This is a genomic window from Asaia sp. A2, assembly GCF_057319415.1.
Window position 1 is genome coordinate 139,208 of record NZ_JBXWTO010000006.1, and the last position, 18,153, is coordinate 157,360.

At 59.7% G+C, this 18,153-nt stretch carries 18 protein-coding genes; 7 read left to right on the top strand and 11 right to left on the bottom strand.

The window, feature by feature from the left end; all coding sequences use genetic code 11:
* Positions 1 to 115 precede the first annotated feature (115 nt).
* The 3 genes from ACWNRM_RS07010 to ACWNRM_RS07020 are packed head-to-tail and all read left to right on the top strand — an operon-like array spanning position 116 to position 3,734.
* Entirely contained in the window at positions 116 to 2,395 is a 2,280-nt protein-coding gene (locus ACWNRM_RS07010; RefSeq protein ID WP_485170117.1) for an FdhF/YdeP family oxidoreductase, read from the top strand.
* The gene (gene fdhD, locus ACWNRM_RS07015; RefSeq protein ID WP_485170116.1) at positions 2,392 to 3,243 is read left to right on the top strand and encodes a formate dehydrogenase accessory sulfurtransferase FdhD; all 852 of its coding nucleotides are present in this window, start codon (positions 2,392 to 2,394) and stop codon (positions 3,241 to 3,243) included. Before ACWNRM_RS07010 ends, fdhD begins: the two co-directional genes overlap by 4 nt.
* Positions 3,240 to 3,734 carry a nitrate reductase associated protein gene (locus ACWNRM_RS07020; RefSeq protein WP_485170115.1) on the top strand — a complete coding sequence of 165 codons (495 nt, stop codon included), beginning with the start codon at positions 3,240 to 3,242 and terminating at the stop codon, positions 3,732 to 3,734. The genes fdhD and ACWNRM_RS07020 overlap by 4 nt, the downstream gene beginning before the upstream one ends.
* On the opposite strand, the gene ACWNRM_RS07025 is transcribed toward ACWNRM_RS07020, so the two are convergent.
* The 3 genes from ACWNRM_RS07025 to ACWNRM_RS07035 are packed head-to-tail and all read right to left on the bottom strand — an operon-like array spanning position 3,735 to position 6,053.
* Positions 3,735 to 4,325 (bottom strand): molybdenum cofactor guanylyltransferase, encoded by a 591-nt coding sequence (locus tag ACWNRM_RS07025; RefSeq protein WP_485170114.1) that lies wholly within the window; start codon positions 4,323 to 4,325, stop codon positions 3,735 to 3,737.
* A 13-nt stretch (positions 4,326 to 4,338) separates the two neighbouring features.
* Positions 4,339 to 4,680, bottom strand: coding sequence for a hypothetical protein (locus ACWNRM_RS07030; RefSeq protein WP_485170113.1), 342 nt, complete (start codon positions 4,678 to 4,680; stop codon positions 4,339 to 4,341).
* The gene (locus tag ACWNRM_RS07035) at positions 4,677 to 6,053 is read right to left on the bottom strand and encodes an amidohydrolase family protein (RefSeq protein WP_485170112.1); all 1,377 of its coding nucleotides are present in this window, start codon (positions 6,051 to 6,053) and stop codon (positions 4,677 to 4,679) included. The genes ACWNRM_RS07030 and ACWNRM_RS07035 overlap by 4 nt, the downstream gene beginning before the upstream one ends.
* Positions 6,054 to 6,357: 304 nt before the next feature.
* Between ACWNRM_RS07035 and ACWNRM_RS07040 the strand changes: the two genes are divergently transcribed.
* On the top strand, positions 6,358 to 7,272 hold the full coding sequence (locus ACWNRM_RS07040; RefSeq protein WP_485170111.1) for a class I fructose-bisphosphate aldolase: 915 nt from the start codon (positions 6,358 to 6,360) through the stop codon (positions 7,270 to 7,272).
* A gap of 70 nt (positions 7,273 to 7,342) precedes the next feature.
* Here ACWNRM_RS07040 and ACWNRM_RS07045 read toward each other — a convergent pair whose 3' ends face one another.
* A complete protein-coding gene (locus ACWNRM_RS07045) occupies positions 7,343 to 8,119 on the bottom strand; it encodes an ABC transporter ATP-binding protein (protein WP_485170110.1) in 777 nt (258 codons plus the stop codon).
* Between the two features lie 5 nt (positions 8,120 to 8,124).
* Positions 8,125 to 8,922: an ABC transporter permease gene (locus ACWNRM_RS07050; protein WP_485170109.1), complete on the bottom strand. Its 798-nt coding sequence runs from the start codon at positions 8,920 to 8,922 to the stop codon at positions 8,125 to 8,127.
* A gap of 244 nt (positions 8,923 to 9,166) precedes the next feature.
* On the opposite strand from ACWNRM_RS07050, the gene ACWNRM_RS07055 reads away from it, so the two are divergent.
* The 3 genes from ACWNRM_RS07055 to ACWNRM_RS07065 are packed head-to-tail and all read left to right on the top strand — an operon-like array spanning position 9,167 to position 11,720.
* Positions 9,167 to 10,504 (top strand): transglycosylase SLT domain-containing protein, encoded by a 1,338-nt coding sequence (locus ACWNRM_RS07055; RefSeq protein WP_485170108.1) that lies wholly within the window; start codon positions 9,167 to 9,169, stop codon positions 10,502 to 10,504.
* 22 nt (positions 10,505 to 10,526) lie between these two features.
* Complete coding sequence (locus tag ACWNRM_RS07060; protein ID WP_485170107.1) at positions 10,527 to 11,093, top strand: peroxiredoxin; 567 nt, start codon at positions 10,527 to 10,529, stop codon at positions 11,091 to 11,093.
* A 39-nt stretch (positions 11,094 to 11,132) separates the two neighbouring features.
* Complete coding sequence (locus ACWNRM_RS07065) at positions 11,133 to 11,720, top strand: DUF1643 domain-containing protein (protein WP_485170199.1); 588 nt, start codon at positions 11,133 to 11,135, stop codon at positions 11,718 to 11,720.
* A gap of 81 nt (positions 11,721 to 11,801) precedes the next feature.
* Here ACWNRM_RS07065 and ACWNRM_RS07070 read toward each other — a convergent pair whose 3' ends face one another.
* The 6 genes from ACWNRM_RS07070 to ACWNRM_RS07095 form a co-directional block, all read right to left on the bottom strand.
* A complete protein-coding gene (locus ACWNRM_RS07070) occupies positions 11,802 to 12,530 on the bottom strand; it encodes a POTRA domain-containing protein (protein WP_485170106.1) in 729 nt (242 codons plus the stop codon).
* A 330-nt stretch (positions 12,531 to 12,860) separates the two neighbouring features.
* Positions 12,861 to 14,393 (bottom strand): peptide MFS transporter, encoded by a 1,533-nt coding sequence (locus tag ACWNRM_RS07075; RefSeq protein ID WP_485170105.1) that lies wholly within the window; start codon positions 14,391 to 14,393, stop codon positions 12,861 to 12,863.
* Between the two features lie 68 nt (positions 14,394 to 14,461).
* Entirely contained in the window at positions 14,462 to 14,605 is a 144-nt protein-coding gene (locus tag ACWNRM_RS07080; RefSeq protein ID WP_485170104.1) for a hypothetical protein, read from the bottom strand.
* A 5-nt stretch (positions 14,606 to 14,610) separates the two neighbouring features.
* Entirely contained in the window at positions 14,611 to 15,522 is a 912-nt protein-coding gene (locus ACWNRM_RS07085; RefSeq protein ID WP_485170103.1) for a DnaJ C-terminal domain-containing protein, read from the bottom strand.
* 80 nt (positions 15,523 to 15,602) lie between these two features.
* Positions 15,603 to 17,126 (bottom strand): efflux transporter outer membrane subunit, encoded by a 1,524-nt coding sequence (locus ACWNRM_RS07090; RefSeq protein ID WP_485170102.1) that lies wholly within the window; start codon positions 17,124 to 17,126, stop codon positions 15,603 to 15,605.
* Between the two features lie 2 nt (positions 17,127 to 17,128).
* The gene (locus ACWNRM_RS07095; RefSeq protein WP_485170101.1) at positions 17,129 to 18,040 is read right to left on the bottom strand and encodes an HlyD family secretion protein; all 912 of its coding nucleotides are present in this window, start codon (positions 18,038 to 18,040) and stop codon (positions 17,129 to 17,131) included.
* Between the last annotated feature and the right edge of the window lie 113 nt (positions 18,041 to 18,153).

An 18,153-nucleotide genomic window follows, 5' to 3' on the forward strand; every position in this document is an offset into this window, starting at 1 on the left:
CTGCGGCATGAGGCGTTTTGTGCTTTCCCTCACGCAGAAATGAGACTGCGATTTCGACGCTGGCAAGGTTCGTGCGTTTAAGGTGAGGTTCTGCCCCCTCACCGGAGACCCGTCCATGTCCGAACGCAAGACCGTCTATCGCCCTTATCACCATCCTGCGGGTGGCTGGGGTGCGGTCAAGGCAACGGCCAAGGCTCTGCTGGAACAGAGCGTGGTGGGTAAGGGATCGCGGGCGCTTCTGGCCATGAACCAGCCGGGCGGCTTCAAATGTCCGAGCTGTGCCTTTCCGGACCCCACGCGGCACAAGAAGATCGAGTTCTGCGAGAATGGGGTAAAGGGTCTGGCGGTCGAGGCCACCAAGCGACGCGTTACGCGGGAGTTTTTTGCGCAGTACAGCGTCAGCGATCTTGCCGCTCAAAGCGATTACTGGCTTGAGGAACAGGGCCGCCTGACAGAGCCCATGCGCTATGATGCCCAGACGGATCATTATGTTCCGTGCAGTTGGCCCGAGGCCTTCGCCCTGATCGGACAGCATCTACAGGGACTTGCCTCGCCACATCAGGCCGAATTCTACACCTCGGGACGAACCTCGAACGAGGCGGCGTTTCTGTATTCCGTCTTTGTGCGGGCCTATGGCACGAACAATTTCCCCGACTGCTCCAACATGTGCCATGAGCCGACAAGTCGCGGCCTTCCGGGTGCCATTGGCATCGGCAAGGGCACAGTGGTCATGGATGATTTCGACCATGCCGAAGCCATTTTCATTGTCGGGCAGAATACCGGCACCAATTCACCGCGCATGATGGGGCTTCTGGCCCATGCCCGCAAACGCAACGTGCCGATCGTTGTGGTCAATCCCATGCCAGAGCGCGCCTTGATACGCTTTACCGAGCCACAGGATGCCGTGCAGATGGCAACCGGAGGGTCAACAGCGATTGCGACCGAATTTGTCCATATCCGGATCGGTGGTGATCTCGCTTTCTTCAAAGGCATGATGAAGGCATTGTTCGAGCGGGATCAGGCAGGCGAGAGCGTGCTGGATCATGACTTCATCACCACCCACACTGAAGGTTTTGCGGCCCTGCGCCAGGAGGTGATGCAGCAGGACTGGGCGGAAATCGAGCGTATCGCCGGCGTCGACAGGACCCAGATCGAGCGCGCAGCCGACATCTATGCCCGATCGAATGCCACGATCATCTGCTTTGGCATGGGCATTACCCAGCATCAGCAGGGTGCCCGCATGATCCAGCAGATTGCGGCCTTTCTCATGCTGCGGGGCAATTTTGGCAAGAAGGGCGCAGGAATTGCCCCGATCAGGGGCCATTCCAACGTTCAGGGCGATCGCACCGTCGGCATCGATGAAAAGCCAAGTCAGGCCTATCTCGACCGACTGCGCGATGTCTTTGGTTTCGAGCCTCCGCGGGACCATGGCCATCATGCTGTTGATTCGGTCGAGGCAATGCTTGCCGGTGCGGCCCGCGTCTTTATCGGCATGGGCGGCAATTTCGTGCATGCCATCCCGGACACACCGCGCGCCTATGAGGCCATGCGCCGTCTGGACCTGACCGTGGGTATCGCAACCAAGCTCAATAGAGGCCATATCGTCCACGGGCGCGATGCGCTCATCCTGCCGGTCGTGGCTCGCTCGGAGATCGACCGTCAGGCGACCGGCGAGCAGTTCGTGACGATCGAAGACGCCATGTCGAATGTCACCGCCTCGCGCGGGGTGCTTGAGCCCGCCAGCCCGGACCTGCTCTCGGAAGTCGCCATCGTCTGTGGCATGGCACAGGCCACCCTGCCGGATAGCGCCATTCCCTGGGCGTTGTTCCCGACCGATTACAGTCTCATCCGTGACAAGATCGCGGCGGTCTATCCCGAAATCTATGCCGATTTCAACGCACGCATACGCAACCCCCAGGGATTTCATCTCGACATTCCACCGCGTCGTCGCGCGTGGAAAACTCCGACCGGCAAGGCGCAGTTCCTGCTCTTCCCGGGCCTTGCCGTCGATGATGCGGTCGATGATCCTGACATGCTGCGTCTTTCCACCATACGCTCTCATGATCAGTTCAACACGACCATTTACAGCATGAATGATCGCTATCGGGGCATCTACAACACCCGCATGGTCGTGTTCATGAATGATGAGGACATGGAAGAGCGCGGCATTACGCAGGAAATGGTCGTCAATCTGGAAACGATCTCGACGGACGGCATCCGTCGCCGCGTGGGCGACCTCGTGGCGGTGGCCTATCCCGTGCCGCGCGGCGCGATTGCGGGCTACTACCCCGAACTCAACCCGTTGCTGCCTCTCAACCATTTCGACGAGATCAGTGGCACACCCGCTGCCAAATCGATCCCGGTGCGTGTTTTCCTCGCGGAGGGAGCATCATGACGACGAGACCGGATAGTCTTGCAGCGGCCCATGTGCTGCGCCACGCCATCGAAATTGGCCCCGAGGGCGTTCAGGAGCGGATCGAGCTTGGCATTGCCGAAGAGATACCGCTCACCCTGATTTTCAATGAATTCCATATTCATGCCGTCATGATGGTCACGCCACTTGATCTGCATGATTTCGTGCTCGGTTTCGTCCTCACTGAGAAGATCATTGCGGCACCGAGCGACATGATCTCCTGCCATATCGAACGTCATGAGGAGCAGCTTACGGCGCATATACGCATCACCGGTGCCGATTTCAGCCGGTTGATCCGTCGGGGTCAGCGCCTGCTGACCGGGGGCAGTTCGTGCGGGCTTTGCGGGGTGACCTCGCTTGACGATATTGCCACTGCAACACCGAGCCTTCCCGCGCATAGTATTCCGGTATCGTCCATACGTGCGGCGCTCAATGCCTTGCCAGACCAGCAGGTCCTGAACCAGCAGGTGCATATGGTACACGCTGCGGCCTGGGCTTCACCCGATGGAATCATCCATTACGTGCGTGAGGATGTCGGGCGCCATAACGCGCTGGACAAGCTGATCGGCATACTAAGCCAGTCACCAAGGGATCCGGGGCGAGGCTTTTGCCTGCTGACAAGCCGTTGCTCATACGAAATGGTTGAAAAGGCCTTGACTCTTGGTATCTCGACGCTGGTCGCGGTCTCCTCTCCGACGGATCGCGCCATCCAGATTGCCCGCAAGGCAGATATGACCCTGATCGGCAATGCGCGGCGGGATCGCTTCTCTGTGTTCTGCGGCGGCCATCGCCTTGTCAGACCCGAAACTCTGGAAATGATGACCACATGACACCCAGCGCCTTACCAGCTTCACAGGCAATCTTCGGTTTCGAGCAGGATTTTGCAGGATCGTTACGCTGCATACCGATGTGCGTGCGGATGAAACTTGATCTGACAGGTATCAAGCTCAGCCTGCGCCAGTGGAGTCAGCTTCTTGCGGACGAACGGCGTGAATTACTGGAACGCGCCTGTGTCACGCCAGACGAGCAGAGCCGCTACCATGCTCACCTCATGTCCCTTATCGCGCAACGCTGTGACGCGCCACCAAAGCCCCTCCCGGCAAATGAGGATCATCTCTGGCGTGATAGCGCGGCGATTCCTGACTGTGTCCTTCAGCAGGCCGCTTCAGATGACGTCTCACCGCCAACACGCGAGGCATGGGGCTCGCTGACGTCGCTGCAACGCTTTGCCTTGGTCAAGCTTGCTCGCTCACGCCATGAAAATGAGAATTTTGTTCCGGCATTGCGTGAGTTCGGGCTGTTGATGACTGAGTCCGCGTAATCACGCCTCAAGAAGCGTTGTCAGAGCCAGCAGATCATCTGGCGTATTGACGTTGAAGAACGGATCCGGCCCCTCATCATCGAAGGAGATGGGGGTCATATCGATATGTCGTGCAAAGCTCCAGACGGCCAACTGCCGGTGATCGCCCGATGCCACGCCCGCGCTCAGGTAGTCGTCCAACAGGGGCAGAGACGATACGGGCCACAACGCAACGAGAGGATGAATGCGTCCTCGGCTCATGGCGCAACATGGCGGTGCTTTCATCCGTCTGACCAGATCGTTCGGGACAAACGCGGTGTCTACCGGCACAGTCAATACGGCCGTCTCGCCGAGATCCTGTGCCCACTCAAGCGCTGCGAGGACACCGGAGAGCGGGCCTGCCCCGGTGTATCGATCCTGAAGCAGTGGCAGGTTGCGGCCATAGCGTGTTTCGCAGTCGCGTCGTGTCGAGAGCGCAACCAGACCGACCTGTGGCCGTAATCGGTCAAGGAGCTGATCGAGCAAAGCCCCCTTCCCGGCTGGAATGAGCGCCTTGTCCCGATACCCCAACCGACTGCCTTGTCCCCCTGCCAGAATGACAGCAGGGGTCATGGGCAGCACCTGCTCAGCGTGGACCGCCGGGGGGAACTGGTTGCATGGCCCCGGGAGGTACCGGATGCGGGCGATGATGATGCCTGGGCGGGCGTACAGGGGGTGGGGGTGGTGGCGGTGGCTGCACCTGCACGGGCCTGAACGGCGGTGGCGCCTCTCCGCGGTTGTAATACGGCCCCTTGTAATTGTTGTTCAGCTGGGACGAATTCAGCTGCTCAATCATGTTGTTGCCAGTCCCGTCCGCATAGCGATGGGGTGCCGGGCCTTGCTGCGCGAACGCAAGCGAGGAGGCAGCCAGAGAGAGCGCCCCAAGGGCCACCCCCAGAATACGCTTTGACCCGAAATGACGAATCATAATGTCTTCCCTTTAATGACGAGCCCGTCCGAGACCGGCTTGCCGCGCTGCCAGACCTGAGAGATCAGGTCGATATCAGATATGGTGCGGTCTGGCGCGCCGTCAATGACGAGAAAATCAGCTCGTTTCCCGACAGCCAACACGCCGCGATCCTCTAGTCCCAGAAGAGCCGCTGCCTTCTGCGTCGCCAGATTGATAGCCTGCAACGGCGTAAGACCTGACTCCGTCAGCAGGACAAGCTCGCGATGCTCGGCGTAGCCGGGCAGGCGAAGCGGCGTCGCTCCTGAGTCGGTTCCAAACCCGATCTTTGCTCCAGCACGATACAGGGCAAGAACATTGCGTTCGTTCATTGCCAAGGCTGCGCGTGCCGCGCTGACCGAAGGCTTCGCCAGACTGTCCTTGCGCCACTGCTCATCGGCAACCCTGTCGCGAAGGGCTGGCGACATCGCATCATGTGCCACCGGCTGCCCCAGTGTTTCCGGATGCTCGGCAAAGTAATAGGTCGACTCATCCAGCGACAATGTAGGGATATACCACGCTCCGGTGGATCTGATCTGGGTGATGAAGCCCTGATCGACCGGCTTGTCCCGCACTCCATGCGCCAGAATATCGGCGCCATGCTGCAGGGCTGTTTTGGCGAGATCCAGATCGTGAATATGGACCGCCACGCGCAGATGGCGCCGGTGAGCCTCCTTGATGGCTGCTTCCCAGACAGAGGCGCCGAGCAACGGCAAGGGCGGTTTGCCCGGATTGGTCAGACGCAGATCATCAAGCCAGATCTTGACGAAATCCGTCCCCTCGTCGGCCATCCGGTCGACAGCCTGACGCGCCTGTTGCGGGGTGGACGGGCGGAAAATCTGGTCACGCCCCATCCCATCAATCATGGCCTCGGGTGGCATTCCGGCAGGGGCACCAATACCCTGGTCAACACCGAAGAGATCCGCCCCCTGATTGACCCCTTCATGTTGCTCACGGCGGAGCTGATCGAACAGGGGGGATTTGTTCAACCCCAGTGCCGTCACGGTCAGTACCCCGTAGCGTACGTACTGGTTCAGCGCTGCCAGGATATTGGCGCGTGTATAGTTCGCCGAAGCGGCACTCATACCGTCCACCAGCCCGACATGACTATGGTCGCTGATCAGCGCAGGCATCAGAGTCCTGCCCTGCAGATCAACGATTTTGATCCCGGTCGGCGGTGTCGCAGAAAGAGCGACAATCTGACCGTGATCGACCACCATTGCGAGATCAGTGCGTGCCGGATTACCGGAGCCGTCTACAAGGCGCATATGGGTCAAGGCGACCGGTTCGGCCCTGGCAGACGCCGCGTTGACCAGTGAAACCGTCAAAGCTGCCAGAAGTGCAAATGTCGGCATTGTCAAAACGCTGCGCCGTACCGGCACTATCGAAACCTGGCCGGGGTGTCGCATGAAAACTCCTTTGCTGCACTCGGAAGCCCGCCACGCCATGAATATCCGGGTGAGATACAGGCTGCCTGAGGCTTCCTCAGGAACGCTACAAGTTGCTTGCAGATCCATCGGCTGGTTGACTGATATCGTAACTGTGAATGCTCGTTATCTCGGCGAAAGAAACGGAGCGGGTGCGCATCAGTTAAACAACCGTACGATGGCCGCCCGGGAGCCAGAAGTGGCGGGCATGCCAGTAAAACAGGAGCATCACATGTCACTTTCGCCGCAGGTCAAAGCAATCCTCGCGAATTATGAGTCGGATAATCCCGGCACGAAGGCCAATCTCGTGCGCCTCATGAACACGGGCGTTCTGGCCGGCACCGGCAAGCTTGTCATCCTGCCTGTCGATCAGGGTTTTGAACATGGACCTGCCCGCTCCTTTGCCGCCAACCCGCCCGCCTACGACCCCCATTATCACTTTTCGCTTGCCATTGAGGCCGGGCTGAATGCCTTCGCAGCTCCCCTCGGAATGCTTGAGGCTGGTGCCTCGACGTTTGCTGGTCAGCTTCCCCTCATCCTCAAATGCAACAGCTCGAACTCACTGGCCACCGAGAAGAACCAGGCCGTCACCGGCACGGTTGCCGATGCCCTGCGGCTGGGCTGCTCTGCCATCGGCTTCACCATCTACCCCGGCAGCGAATACTGCTTTGATCAGATGAACGAGCTGCGTGAACTGGCCCAGGAGGCAAAGGCCGCTGGCCTCGTCGTGATCGTCTGGAGCTACCCCCGCGGCCCGATGCTCGACAAGGCCGGTGAGACCGCCATCGATATCTGCGCCTATGCAGCGCATATGGCCGCTGAATGTGGGGCGCACATTATCAAGGTCAAACCACCAACTGACGTTCTGTCACTACCCGCAGCCAAGAAGGTCTATCTGGAACAGAAAATCGATATCTCGACCATGGAGGCCCGTGTACGTCACGTCGTGCAGTCAACCTTCGCCGGGCGTCGCATCGTGATCTTCTCGGGTGGTGAGCATGAGAGCACCGAGGCCCTGCTGGATACCATCCGTGGCATCCATGCTGGCGGCGGGTTTGGCTCGATCATCGGCCGCAACACATTCCAGCGCCCGCGTGAGGAAGCCCTGTCTCTCCTCTCCACCATCACCGGCATCTTCAAGAGCTGAGGCGCGGGTTTACATCAGGACCCATGCGCCCCCTCCAGGCTGTTTCTGGAGGGGGCATAGATGTCAGTACTCAGCCCAACCCAGCAGCCTCGTAGGCTTCAATCACCTCGACGGGCTGGCCATCCATACGAACACGCCCCCCGTCCATCCAGATGATGCGCGTGCACCATTTCTGCAGGATGGGCAACGAATGAGATGTAACCACAAGAATACGAACATATTCGATCAGGCGGGTCAGTCTCTCCCGTGCCTTCTCCTGGAAATGACTGTCACCTGCCATGAACCATTCATCCATGAGCAGGATTTCGGGACGCGGCGATGTGGCCAGACCAAAGCCCAGCCGAATGGCCATGCCCGAAGAATAATGCCGCACAGGGAGATCCAGAAAGGCACCGAGCTCGGCAAATGCTTCCACGTCGGCCTCAAGCGCTGCAGCCTCTTCCATTTTCATCCCGAGAACGCGCGCGTAGAGCCGGATATTCTCTCGACCGGTCAGCTCGGTGTTCATACCGGCCTGCGGGCTGAGCAGCGCATGTACCTCACCCTGCACGTCAAGATGACCGATCGACGATTCATATATTCCGGCCAGTGCCCTCAGCAGCGTGGATTTTCCCGCGCCGTTATGGCCGATCAGCCCGACGCGTTCACCCTCCCTGATGGTCATGGAGATCGCATCCAGAGCCACGACGATTGTTGTATCGTCCTGGCTGACAATGCTGCCACCCACGGCCTGACGGTTCTGGATTTTCTGTCGAACCCCCTTGAACAGGCTCTTTTTGAATGACCGCGCGCTCCCATGAAACATGGGATAGATCAGGGAGTAATCCCGAAGGGTAATGGTGGACATCGTTCCTACACCCAGAACGCAAGACGCTCGCGCGTCCTGACGAATGTCAGGAACCCGAGCAGGCACCAGACGAGACTGACACCGCACGAGACGGCAACAACGCCCGGACTTGGAAGATGCCCCAATATCGGGCCACGAACCATTTCCAGCAGGTCATAGAAAGGGTTGAGCAGCAGGTAACGACTACGTGGTCCCAACTGGCTTGGCTGCCATATGATCGGGGTAACGTAAAAAGCGATCTGCATGAACGCCCCGACGACGGACGTGATGTCGCGGAAACGTGCGCAGAAAGCCCCTAAAAGCAGACAGGCCGCATACCCATTGAGTGCCCACAACACAAGGCCCGGCAACGCCGCAAGGCTGATCAGTCCCGGCCAGACACCATAGAGCACAAAGACACCGATCGGCACGATGATACTGTGAGCGAATACAATGAGATTTCGTACCAGCAATCTGATGGCATGAAGCGTGTAAGGCAGTTTTATCGCATGAATCGTGGCTTCCGCCTCGACAAAGCAGGAGCAGGCTTCCGTCAGCAAACTTGACAGACCAACCTGCCAGAGCGCCAGGGAAAGCGACAGGAAAGGCAGATAGTCACGCAGCACCATGTGGAACAGGCGCGCATAGATCACCCCCATTGAGGCAATCATGATGAGCGCTGAGAGGGTGAGCCAGAATGGCCCCAGCACTGAGCCACGATAACGCAGACGAATATCGTTCCACCCGAGTGTCGTTGCCAGTCGCCACATGAGCAGCCCTGACACGATATCCTTCCAAGCGAGGGCATAACGACGCTGGCTCATGTCTCTCCGGGAATTGCTGACAGTCTCTTTTGGGACAGGCGCCTGAAACACCCTGTGTGCTGGACAATTCGCCTAGCGGATAAGCCCTGTTTCCGCAACTGCGGCACTGCAGACGGCATCGAATCATGCCAGGTCGTGTGATAACGCCATTTTTGGCTTTCTTTCTCTTGGTGCACTCCGTAGTTTTGCCTCAATCCTGCCCCACATTACGGATCACGCTCGGTTGCATCAGGTGAAATCCATCATGGCTCCTTCCCGTCACTCGACCATTGAGGCTGTACAAGATCGTACTGGCCGGTCCCGCTTCGAGGGGATAGCGCCCAACCGCGTCCTGCTGATGACCGGATTTGCGGCCCTGTTGACTGCCTGCGCAACGACCCCGCAACGTCCTCAGGTGCCCGTAGCACAGGAAGCCGCGCACTACCGCGAACACGCCAAATCCTATTATGCACCGCCCGGACCGGCTGATGACCCGTGGGGGCCCTATATCGAGGAAGCCTCGCAACGTTTTGACGTGCCGACCATGTGGATTCGCTCTGTCATGATGCAGGAATCGGGCGGCAGACTTTATGACCGCAACGGCCAGTTCACGACATCGGCGCCCGGCGCCATGGGGCTGATGCAGCTCATGCCCCCCACCTATGATGATATGCGCGTGCAGTACAGTCTGGGCGATGATGCGTATGATCCCCATGACAACATCATGGCGGGAACGGCCTATATCCGTCAGATGTATGATATCTATGGCTCGCCGGGCTTCCTTGCGGCCTATAATGACGGTCCGGGCAGTCTGGATTCCTATCTCCGTCGCGGGCGCGCCCTGCCACGCGAGACAAGACGCTACGTCGCCCACGTTGGGCCGCAGATCGCAGGAATCTGGCCACGCAACCGCTCGGCAGCCGATCTTCTGGTTGCCCAGCATGATCCTTCAGCAGCCACCATGGTGGCCCAGAACGACAGCGAAACCGCGTCTGTTCGTGCAGCCTGGAGGCGCCAGGCGCAGTCGGCCACCTATAACGCCGATCAGCAGGACATGCAGGTTGCAGAGGCTCCTGGTCCTTCTTCCAGCCGGGCCTCGGTCAGTTCTGCCTGGGCAGCGCGCGGTGTCGTGGCGACCCCCTCGCCTGCCCCCGTACAGATGGCAAGCCTGACAAACTCGGCATCAGATTCTTCTGAAGGCTCCCCTGATAATGTTGCGCAGGCCTGGGCCGGTCGTGCCCCTGTGCAGCCGATCCCGGTCGGACGTCGCCTCTCCGCAGAGCCGGTACTCGCTGTCATGACCCCGCGTCCGTCGCGCCAGCCTGCTTCAACCCATGCAGCTGCGACACCTGGCAGCTGGGCCATACAGGTTGGAGCCTATAATTCTGCGGTACAGGCCACGCGGGCTGTTGCACAGGCCCAGAATCATGCAGGAACTTCACTTTCTGGCGCGCGTAGTCAGGTTTCCACGGTGCAATCAGGCCGCGCGCATCTCTACCGTGCGCGTCTGGTCAACCTGTCCCATGACAGCGCCGTGGCTGCCTGCCGGAAAATGGGCCGCGACACACCCTGCGTCGTCGTCTCTCCGGGATCATCATTCTGACCCTGCTCCTTGTGGAGACACCATGAAGCGCCGTTCTCTTTTTGTTGCTACCGCTCTCCTGTCACTCTCGATGGCAGCAGCGCCCCCCCCGGCCCACGCTGCGCTGAAACAGGGAGGTGAAGCACCGGATTTCACACTCCCCGCCACGCAGAATGGGCAGGAAACCAGCTACACGCTGCACGATGCCCTCAAGAACGGCCCCGTGGTGCTTTACTTTTACCCGGCGGCCTTCACCAAGGGCTGCACGGCCGAGGCGCATGGTTTTGCAGACGCCATGCCCCAGTTCAAGGCACTTGGCGCCAGCGTCATCGGCGTATCAATGGACAACATCCACAAACTGGATAATTTCTCGGTCAGTCAGATCAAGGGGCAGTTCCCTGTGGCTTCCGATACGGACGGCAAGGTCACGCGCCTGTATGACGCCAAGATGCCCATGCTCGATATTGCGCAGCGTATTACCTACGTAATCGCACCCGAAGGGCAGATTATCGAAACAATCAGCACGGACTCTCCCGGCAATCATGTCAGCCAGGCACTGGCCGCGCTGAAGACTTTCAAGGCCGATACCATGAAGAACCGCCGTAAGTAGGGATCGGGCCACGCGCTGTGACGAGTGGCCACTTCATTCATGATTTCATCAGACAAGACCCACCATGTTGGTGCTTCGCGCCCCCTGCGCCTGCAGGACGACGTGACCAGCACCGCTCTCTACGATGGCCCAGGTGACTGCTACCGCTACCGCCTGCACAGAATATGGGCGCCGGAGAAGCCCAGCATCATGTGGCTCATGATGAACCCGTCTGTTGCCACCGAGTATGGCGACGACCGCACCGTTGCCAAATGCCAGCGCTATGCTCGCGAGTGGGGGTATGGTGCAATGTTTGTCGGCAATAGCTTTGGCTATCGCTGCACGGACCAGAAGCGTCTGCTCGAAGTAGAGGACCCTGTGGGACCGGGGAATGACTCGGCGCTGCTCGATATGGCGCAGCAGGCCGACAAGGTGATACTGGCCTATGGCTCACCCACCCACCCCTCGTTGCGGGCACGCGGCAACCATGTCGCGCAGACCCTTCACGCCGCCGGGGTCCCCCTGTTCGTCCTGAGGCTGAGTAAGGGCGGCCGACCCGAGCATCCCCTCTACCTCCCGTCTGCCCTGTCGCCTGTCCGGCTCGATGAAGCCTTCTTCAAGGCGCTGGATGGTCAGCCCATCCCTTGACGGGAGCGGTCGGGTGATCCGGCAGGCAGGGTACCGCGGCACCCTGCACCGGTTGATATCGGGAAACGATATCGGACCCCTTTATTTCTCAGTGATCTGATAGGTCAGCACGACATGGTTGTCGTGATTGGGCTGGGTAGCGACTGGCTGGATCTGCACACCCAGATCGTGCTTCTGATAGACCTTCTGGATGGCCACCGTGTCAGCAGTTGCGGCTTCTGCCGTTACAGTGGCACCAGGACGCAGCTTCGTCACAGCTTCGAGTTCGGCGGTCGGCACTTTCTTGTTGCCAACGAACTCGACCTTGTCGAGCACGAACGGCGCGGGGGCTGCGGCGGCCTGCGGTGCCTGCTCTTCGATCACGAGATAGAACTGCACCGTGTTTTTGACAAAGCGCTCCTTCTCGCTGAACTTGGCACCCATATTCTTGGCCTTGTAGAGATCAGCCACTTTCTGCACGCCTGCATCGAGCTGATCGCGCGTGACGGTATCACCCACATGATAGGGGAGCGCTGCCATGATATCGTCAGTCGAGACGGCCTTGTTGCCCTCAACCTTGAGAATCTTGAGCGTCAGCGGTGCATTGGCAGCCGGGGCACTGGCAGCCAATGCCGGTGAAACGAGCCCTGTAACGGGCAGGCAGGGCAGCGCCGCCGTACCGGCCATGAGAGCAAGACCAGCGAGAGCGAGACGGGAGTTCGGCTTCATGTTGTCGTCCTTCTGAACAGGGTCATTCTGAACGGCAGGATCATAGGCATCATGCGAAGCAATTGGCAAAACCCGAGCGTGCAGCGCCGTTCTGTCTCTCATCGTTCAGAGATATCAGGATGTCGGAAACGGGCCTGAAGCAGGTTACCTGGTCAACGCCTGCGGCACTCGGCCTCGCACGCACCAAAGGAATCACGTCGAGAGTAGGAGTGCTCGCAAGAGATGCCTGCTCTCGAAAGCCGCAGAACGGTACGTTTAGGCCTCGTACCCATGACTGGGCTATAAGCACGCTCCTCTACCGAGCAACAGGAACTGCCCATTGCGACAAAGGAGCCATGATAAAGCGACAAATGCTCCTGCCGCCCCCTGTGACCAGAAAAACAGGAGCACAGCTGCGGGGCAGCCCGTAGAAACCCACCGCCCCGGGGGACACTAGCCTTCCATTTCGGCAGGCATGGCGGGGCGGGTATCAGGATTGGCGTGCAGCCCTGTCGCCAGAACATGCTCACGATCCCAGCGCTTCGCCAGCGGCAAGAGGCATACGAGAAAACCCGTCAGGATCAACCCTGCCACAAACAGATCGCGGAAGAGAGGCACATAGAGCGCCGCCGCCGCCGCGCCCGTCGCTGGTGTGCCCGTGGCCGCAGCAAAATTGGCAACCAGGCTGCCAGCGTACATGGCCACGCCCCATAGCAGATACAGTGACCCCATCATGAAGCCGCTGCTTTCGGGCAGGGTGTAGCGAGCGATAATCGCCAGCCCCAGAGCCATAGTAAGAAGCTCGGCAATCGAGATCAGGCCGTAACCCAGAACCATGACCCAAGCCGAAACCAGAGGCTGGGCATGAGAAGCGGCAATCCACCAGATGAGAAAGCCCAGCGTCACGAGGCCGAAGCCAAGCACCATCTTGTGCGCAAGGGACAGGTCGCGCCCCTGACGGGCCAGACGGTTATACAGGGCCGCCAGAACCGGGCTCGCCAGCATGATCCAGATCGGATTGAGCGCCTGAAACTGGCCAGCGCTGAGATGCACCAGGGTGACGCCACCGATACGAAGATCACCATCGACAGCGCGCAGCGCAAACAGCGTGAGCGATGTCATCATCTGCTGATAGAAGATCAGATAGGCCATGCTCTCCAGACAGAGCAGGAAAGTCAGGCGCAAACCGGGTCGGGCGGCATGGCCCGAGCGCCAGTAGAGACGCCCCCACAGGAAGGCAATGGCCGCCGTGGCGCACCAGACGCAGAGCCGCGCGATCCCGGGGCTCGCGATGATGCCTGTCAGCACAAGTACGGTCAGGACAAACCCGCCAAACACAGTCAGAAACGGTTTCAACTGGAAAGGCCCCTGATCCAGCGCTGAGCCTGCATGATGAATCCAGCGGCGACGCCAGAAATAATAGGCCAGCCCCACGACAAGCCCGCCCGAACAGGTCAGGAAGGCGCTTGCAGGTCCATAGCGATCCTGTAGCAGCGGGGTGATGAGCATCGAGACGGTCGAGCCTACATTGACCGACATGTAATAGATGGTGAACGCTGCATCGAGCGCGGCGTCGTCACCTTCATAGATGCGGCGTACCAGATTGGCCGCATTGGGCTTGAACAGACCATTCCCTGCCGAGATCAGGGCCATTGCGAAAAACAGCAGTGAGCGATGCTGGTCAGCAAGTGCCAGCGCCGCATAACCGAAGACCAGCGCAAACGCACCCATCAGCATGGTGCGCCTCGGGCCAAGGATGCGATCGCCGGCAAAGCCGCCAAGAACGGGGGTGATGTAGGTAAGACCAACGAAGGCGGCGATCATGACATTGGCTGCCACGTCGCTCAGCCCCAGACGCTGAACCAGATAGAGCGTCAGTACGGCCTGCATGCCGTAATAGCCAAAACGTTCCCAGAGTTCGATTGCGAAGACGACCGAGAAGGCCTGTCGTCGCGTCGGAAGCTCTGTGAGAGAGGATGCGCTCATAAGGGGGGTCCGGGTCAAGAAATCAGATCAGTGGACCCGAGATATCACACTCCCCCGTGATGGAAAGACTAAAGTCCGGCCCAGATCCCCGAGATCCTCATCCCGCCATAGCAGAGAACAACCAGCAATGCGGTGGAAAGAAGGGCAACAAGTGCCCCCATCACCTCACGGGTGAAGATCAGCTTCCAGTCGAAAAACCCGGCCCTCGCCACCGTTATCAGGCCTCCTGTGCCTGCTGTGCGCGCTGCTCGACGAAGAACGCTTCGAGTTTGGGGTCGACGTCACCGATCCTGACCTGAAGCGTGACGTACAAATTTCCCGCCTTGTGCTGGCCATGCTCGGCGACACCGCGACCACCCAGGCGAAGTACCGTACCGGTATCGGAATGGGGTGGCACTTTCATGGTCACCTGCCCTTTGGGCGTCGGGATCACGATCTTGCCGCCAAGAATGGCTGTTTCCAGATCAACCGGCACATTTGCCCTGAGATCGCGGCCATCACGGGTATAGACCGTGCTTGGCGTCACCGAGATCGTGATCAGCGCATCACCGGCAGGGGCGTTCTCTCCCATACCGGCCCCGCCCTTGCCACTCAGGCGCAGGGTCTGACCATCCTCGATCCCGGCAGGAATCTTGACCTCAACCGTTCCCGCCTCAGGCAAGGTCACACGGCTCGTCGTACCCAGCACGGAATCCTCGAACGAGACCGTGAGTGTATAGGAACGGTCTGCCCCGCGGCGCGTCCGACGACGCCCCCCAAACGGCCCCCCGCCAAAATCGGCGCCGGTGCCACCGCCGCTGAACATGTCCGAGAAAAAAGCCCCCAGATCTTCCTGATTGAACTGGTTGCCGCCGCCATGGAAACCCTGGCCGCCCCCAAAGCCACCGCCACCGAAGGGGCCTCTCTCGTTCCCCTCGGCATCGATTTCACCGCGATCGAAGCGCGCGCGCTTCTCCTTGTCGCCCAGAATGGCATAGGCGGCACCAACGGCCTTGAAGGCCTCCTCAGCCTTCTTGTTGTTCGGATTATGGTCCGGATGATGTTCCTTGGCGAGCTTGCGATAGGCGCTGCGGATCTCCTTATCCGTGGCGCTGCGCGTCAGGCCAAGCGCTGCATAAGGATCTTTCACGCCTGTTTCTCCTTGCTTTCCGTGAATACTACAGAATTCATAAGTTGTATATTGTGCCCATCATCCGCAATTCAAGTGAGCTAGCGCGAGAAGGCCTTTGCAAGGATACTTTGCTTTGCCGCATCGATTGGCAAGGCCGTATCACGCATCGCGACACCCTGCCACCCTGCACCCATCGCCGTATAGAGCGCCACGGAATCGTGCAGCCTGGCCGTACGAGCCACAGCCTCACGATCCTGAGCACCCAGCAAGGTGCGCTGCGTCGTCAGGACATTCAGATAATCGGTCAGACCCGCCGCATAGAGCCGCCTTGCCCGGTCAGCAGCCAGTCCGCTATCGGTTGCAGCCTGATGCAGCTGGGCGACATAATGATCGTTATGCAGCCATGACGTCATGGCGTCCTCAACCTCACGGAACGCATTGAGCACGGTCTTGCGATAGGTCAGACGGCTCGCCTCGGCACGCGCGCGCGCCTCGACCACCTGCGAGGTGAAACGCCCCCCGTGCATGACAGGCAGGGTTGCCAGCATTATGAAAGACCAGCTCATCGCATTGACCTGAAACGCCTGATACATGGCGGATGCATTCGGGTTGAATGTCAGGGGTATCGAGAATTTGGGGTAGAGCTGGGCCACGGCCACGCCGATGCGAGCCGTCGCTTCGGCATAACCACGCTCGGCGGCACGAATATCGGGGCGATTGGCCACGACGATCGAGGGCAATGTGGCCGGAAAGCGTGGCATGACCGGCAGGGAGGCTGTGCCATCGGGCAATGCCTCAAGTTCTGCCTTGAGATCGCCCGGCATGTCGCCCAGCAGGACGCTCACCCCGTGGCTCAGGGTGTCGATCTGGGCCCTGAGGGGTTCGAGTGAAGCCAGTTCGCTATCAAGTTCGCTCTGCGCCTGCGCGGTCTGAAGCGTGTTGCCTATGCCCTCCAGATAGAGACGTTTGGTCAGATCCACTTCACTCTGGGCATTCTTGACGTTGGCCTGCGCGATCGAGAAACGCAGCTGCGCCCCCCGGAGCGAGATATAGGCCCGCACCAGATCCGAAAGCAGCGTCATCAGCGTGGCGCGTCGGTCCTCGATGCTCACATCGATGGCGCGCTCGCTGGCCTCTACCTCGCGCCTGATGCGCCCGAACGCATCGATCTCCCAGCTGGCCTGGGCGCCGTATGTCAGCACGGACGCTTCTGGCCGATTCTGCGGATTGCCAGGCCTTATGGGCCAGTTATCAATATTGATGGAATACCGGCTTGAGCCGCCGCCCGCGTTGACATCAAGCTGCGGGTACCAGGCCGAGGCTGCCTCTTCACGCATGGCGCGACCGGCGATGATACGCTGGTCGGCAATGAGCAGGTCGTAATTGCCCTTGATCGCCTGAGCCACGAGCCTGTTGAGTAGCGGATCGTTATACTGCCCCCACCACTCCCTCATCTCGGCCTCAGTGCGGGCGATTTCCTCTGCGGTGGCCGCGTGATCGGTCTCGACGAAACCATTGGGCAGCTTCATGTGGTCAGGCTTGTAGGCAGGCCCGACCGTACATCCGGCCAGAAGCGAAGCGGCTAGGGTGAAGGCGCAAAGCCTGCAGGGGAGAGACACCATGATCAGAGATGGTTCTGCAACCAGGTGGTCAGACGGCCCCGCTGCCCCTGCGGCGGGGTACCTACCGTGACTGTGCAGGTCATTCCGGCCGCCAGAATGACTTCGGGTGGCACGCGATCAAGGTGGATACGCACGGGAATACGCTGCGCCAGACGAACCCAGGTGAAAATGGGGTTCACGTCCTGCAGCCCGAGCTTGTCTGGCGAGCCGTTCTGGTCGTTGATCCCCCGTGCAATGGAAACGACATGGGCTGGGATAATCTCGCGATAACCCATGAGCTTCACACGGGCAACGTCACCCACATGCACACCCCACATCTTCGTTTCCTCGAAATAGGCGTTGATCCAGAAGCTGTCCGCATCAATGACCGCCATGCGGGACTGTCCCTCATGCGCATAGTCACCCACGCGCAGATTAAGGTTGGTCACATAGCCTTCGACCGGCGAATAGACGATGGAACGCTGGAGGTTAAGCCTTGCCACATCGAGTTTCGCACGCGCTGCATTGACCGCATCCTCCTGCGTTTCAACATTGGAGTTGTAGATCTCCTGCTCTTCCGCCGACACGATGCCACTCAGCCCCATGCGGCGTTTGGCATCATTGCGGCGTAGCTTCAGGTCTTCCTCAGTGCTCGCAAGTTGAGCCTCCGCCTCCTTGATCGCGAGGCGGAACCTTACCGGGTCGATCACGAAAAGCGGGTCACCACGATGAACGAAGTCATTGTCGTGCACCGGCACACTGACCACCGTCCCTGACACTTCAGGCGCTGCATCGACCACATACACACGAACGCGCCCATCACGCGTCCATGGCGCGATCATATAGGTTTCCCACAACGTGTAGCCGAGCAGGATCGTCACACCGAGCACTGCGAATGTCAGAAAGACCCGGATCAGTGTACGAGCGAGCAACACGAAGGCAGTTCCTTGTAAAAGGCCAGTTTACTTGAGGCGGGGATGCAGGGAGCGCTCATGGAAAAACGCCAGACACCATAAGCGACATGATTCATCATACGCCTCCGTGAGGC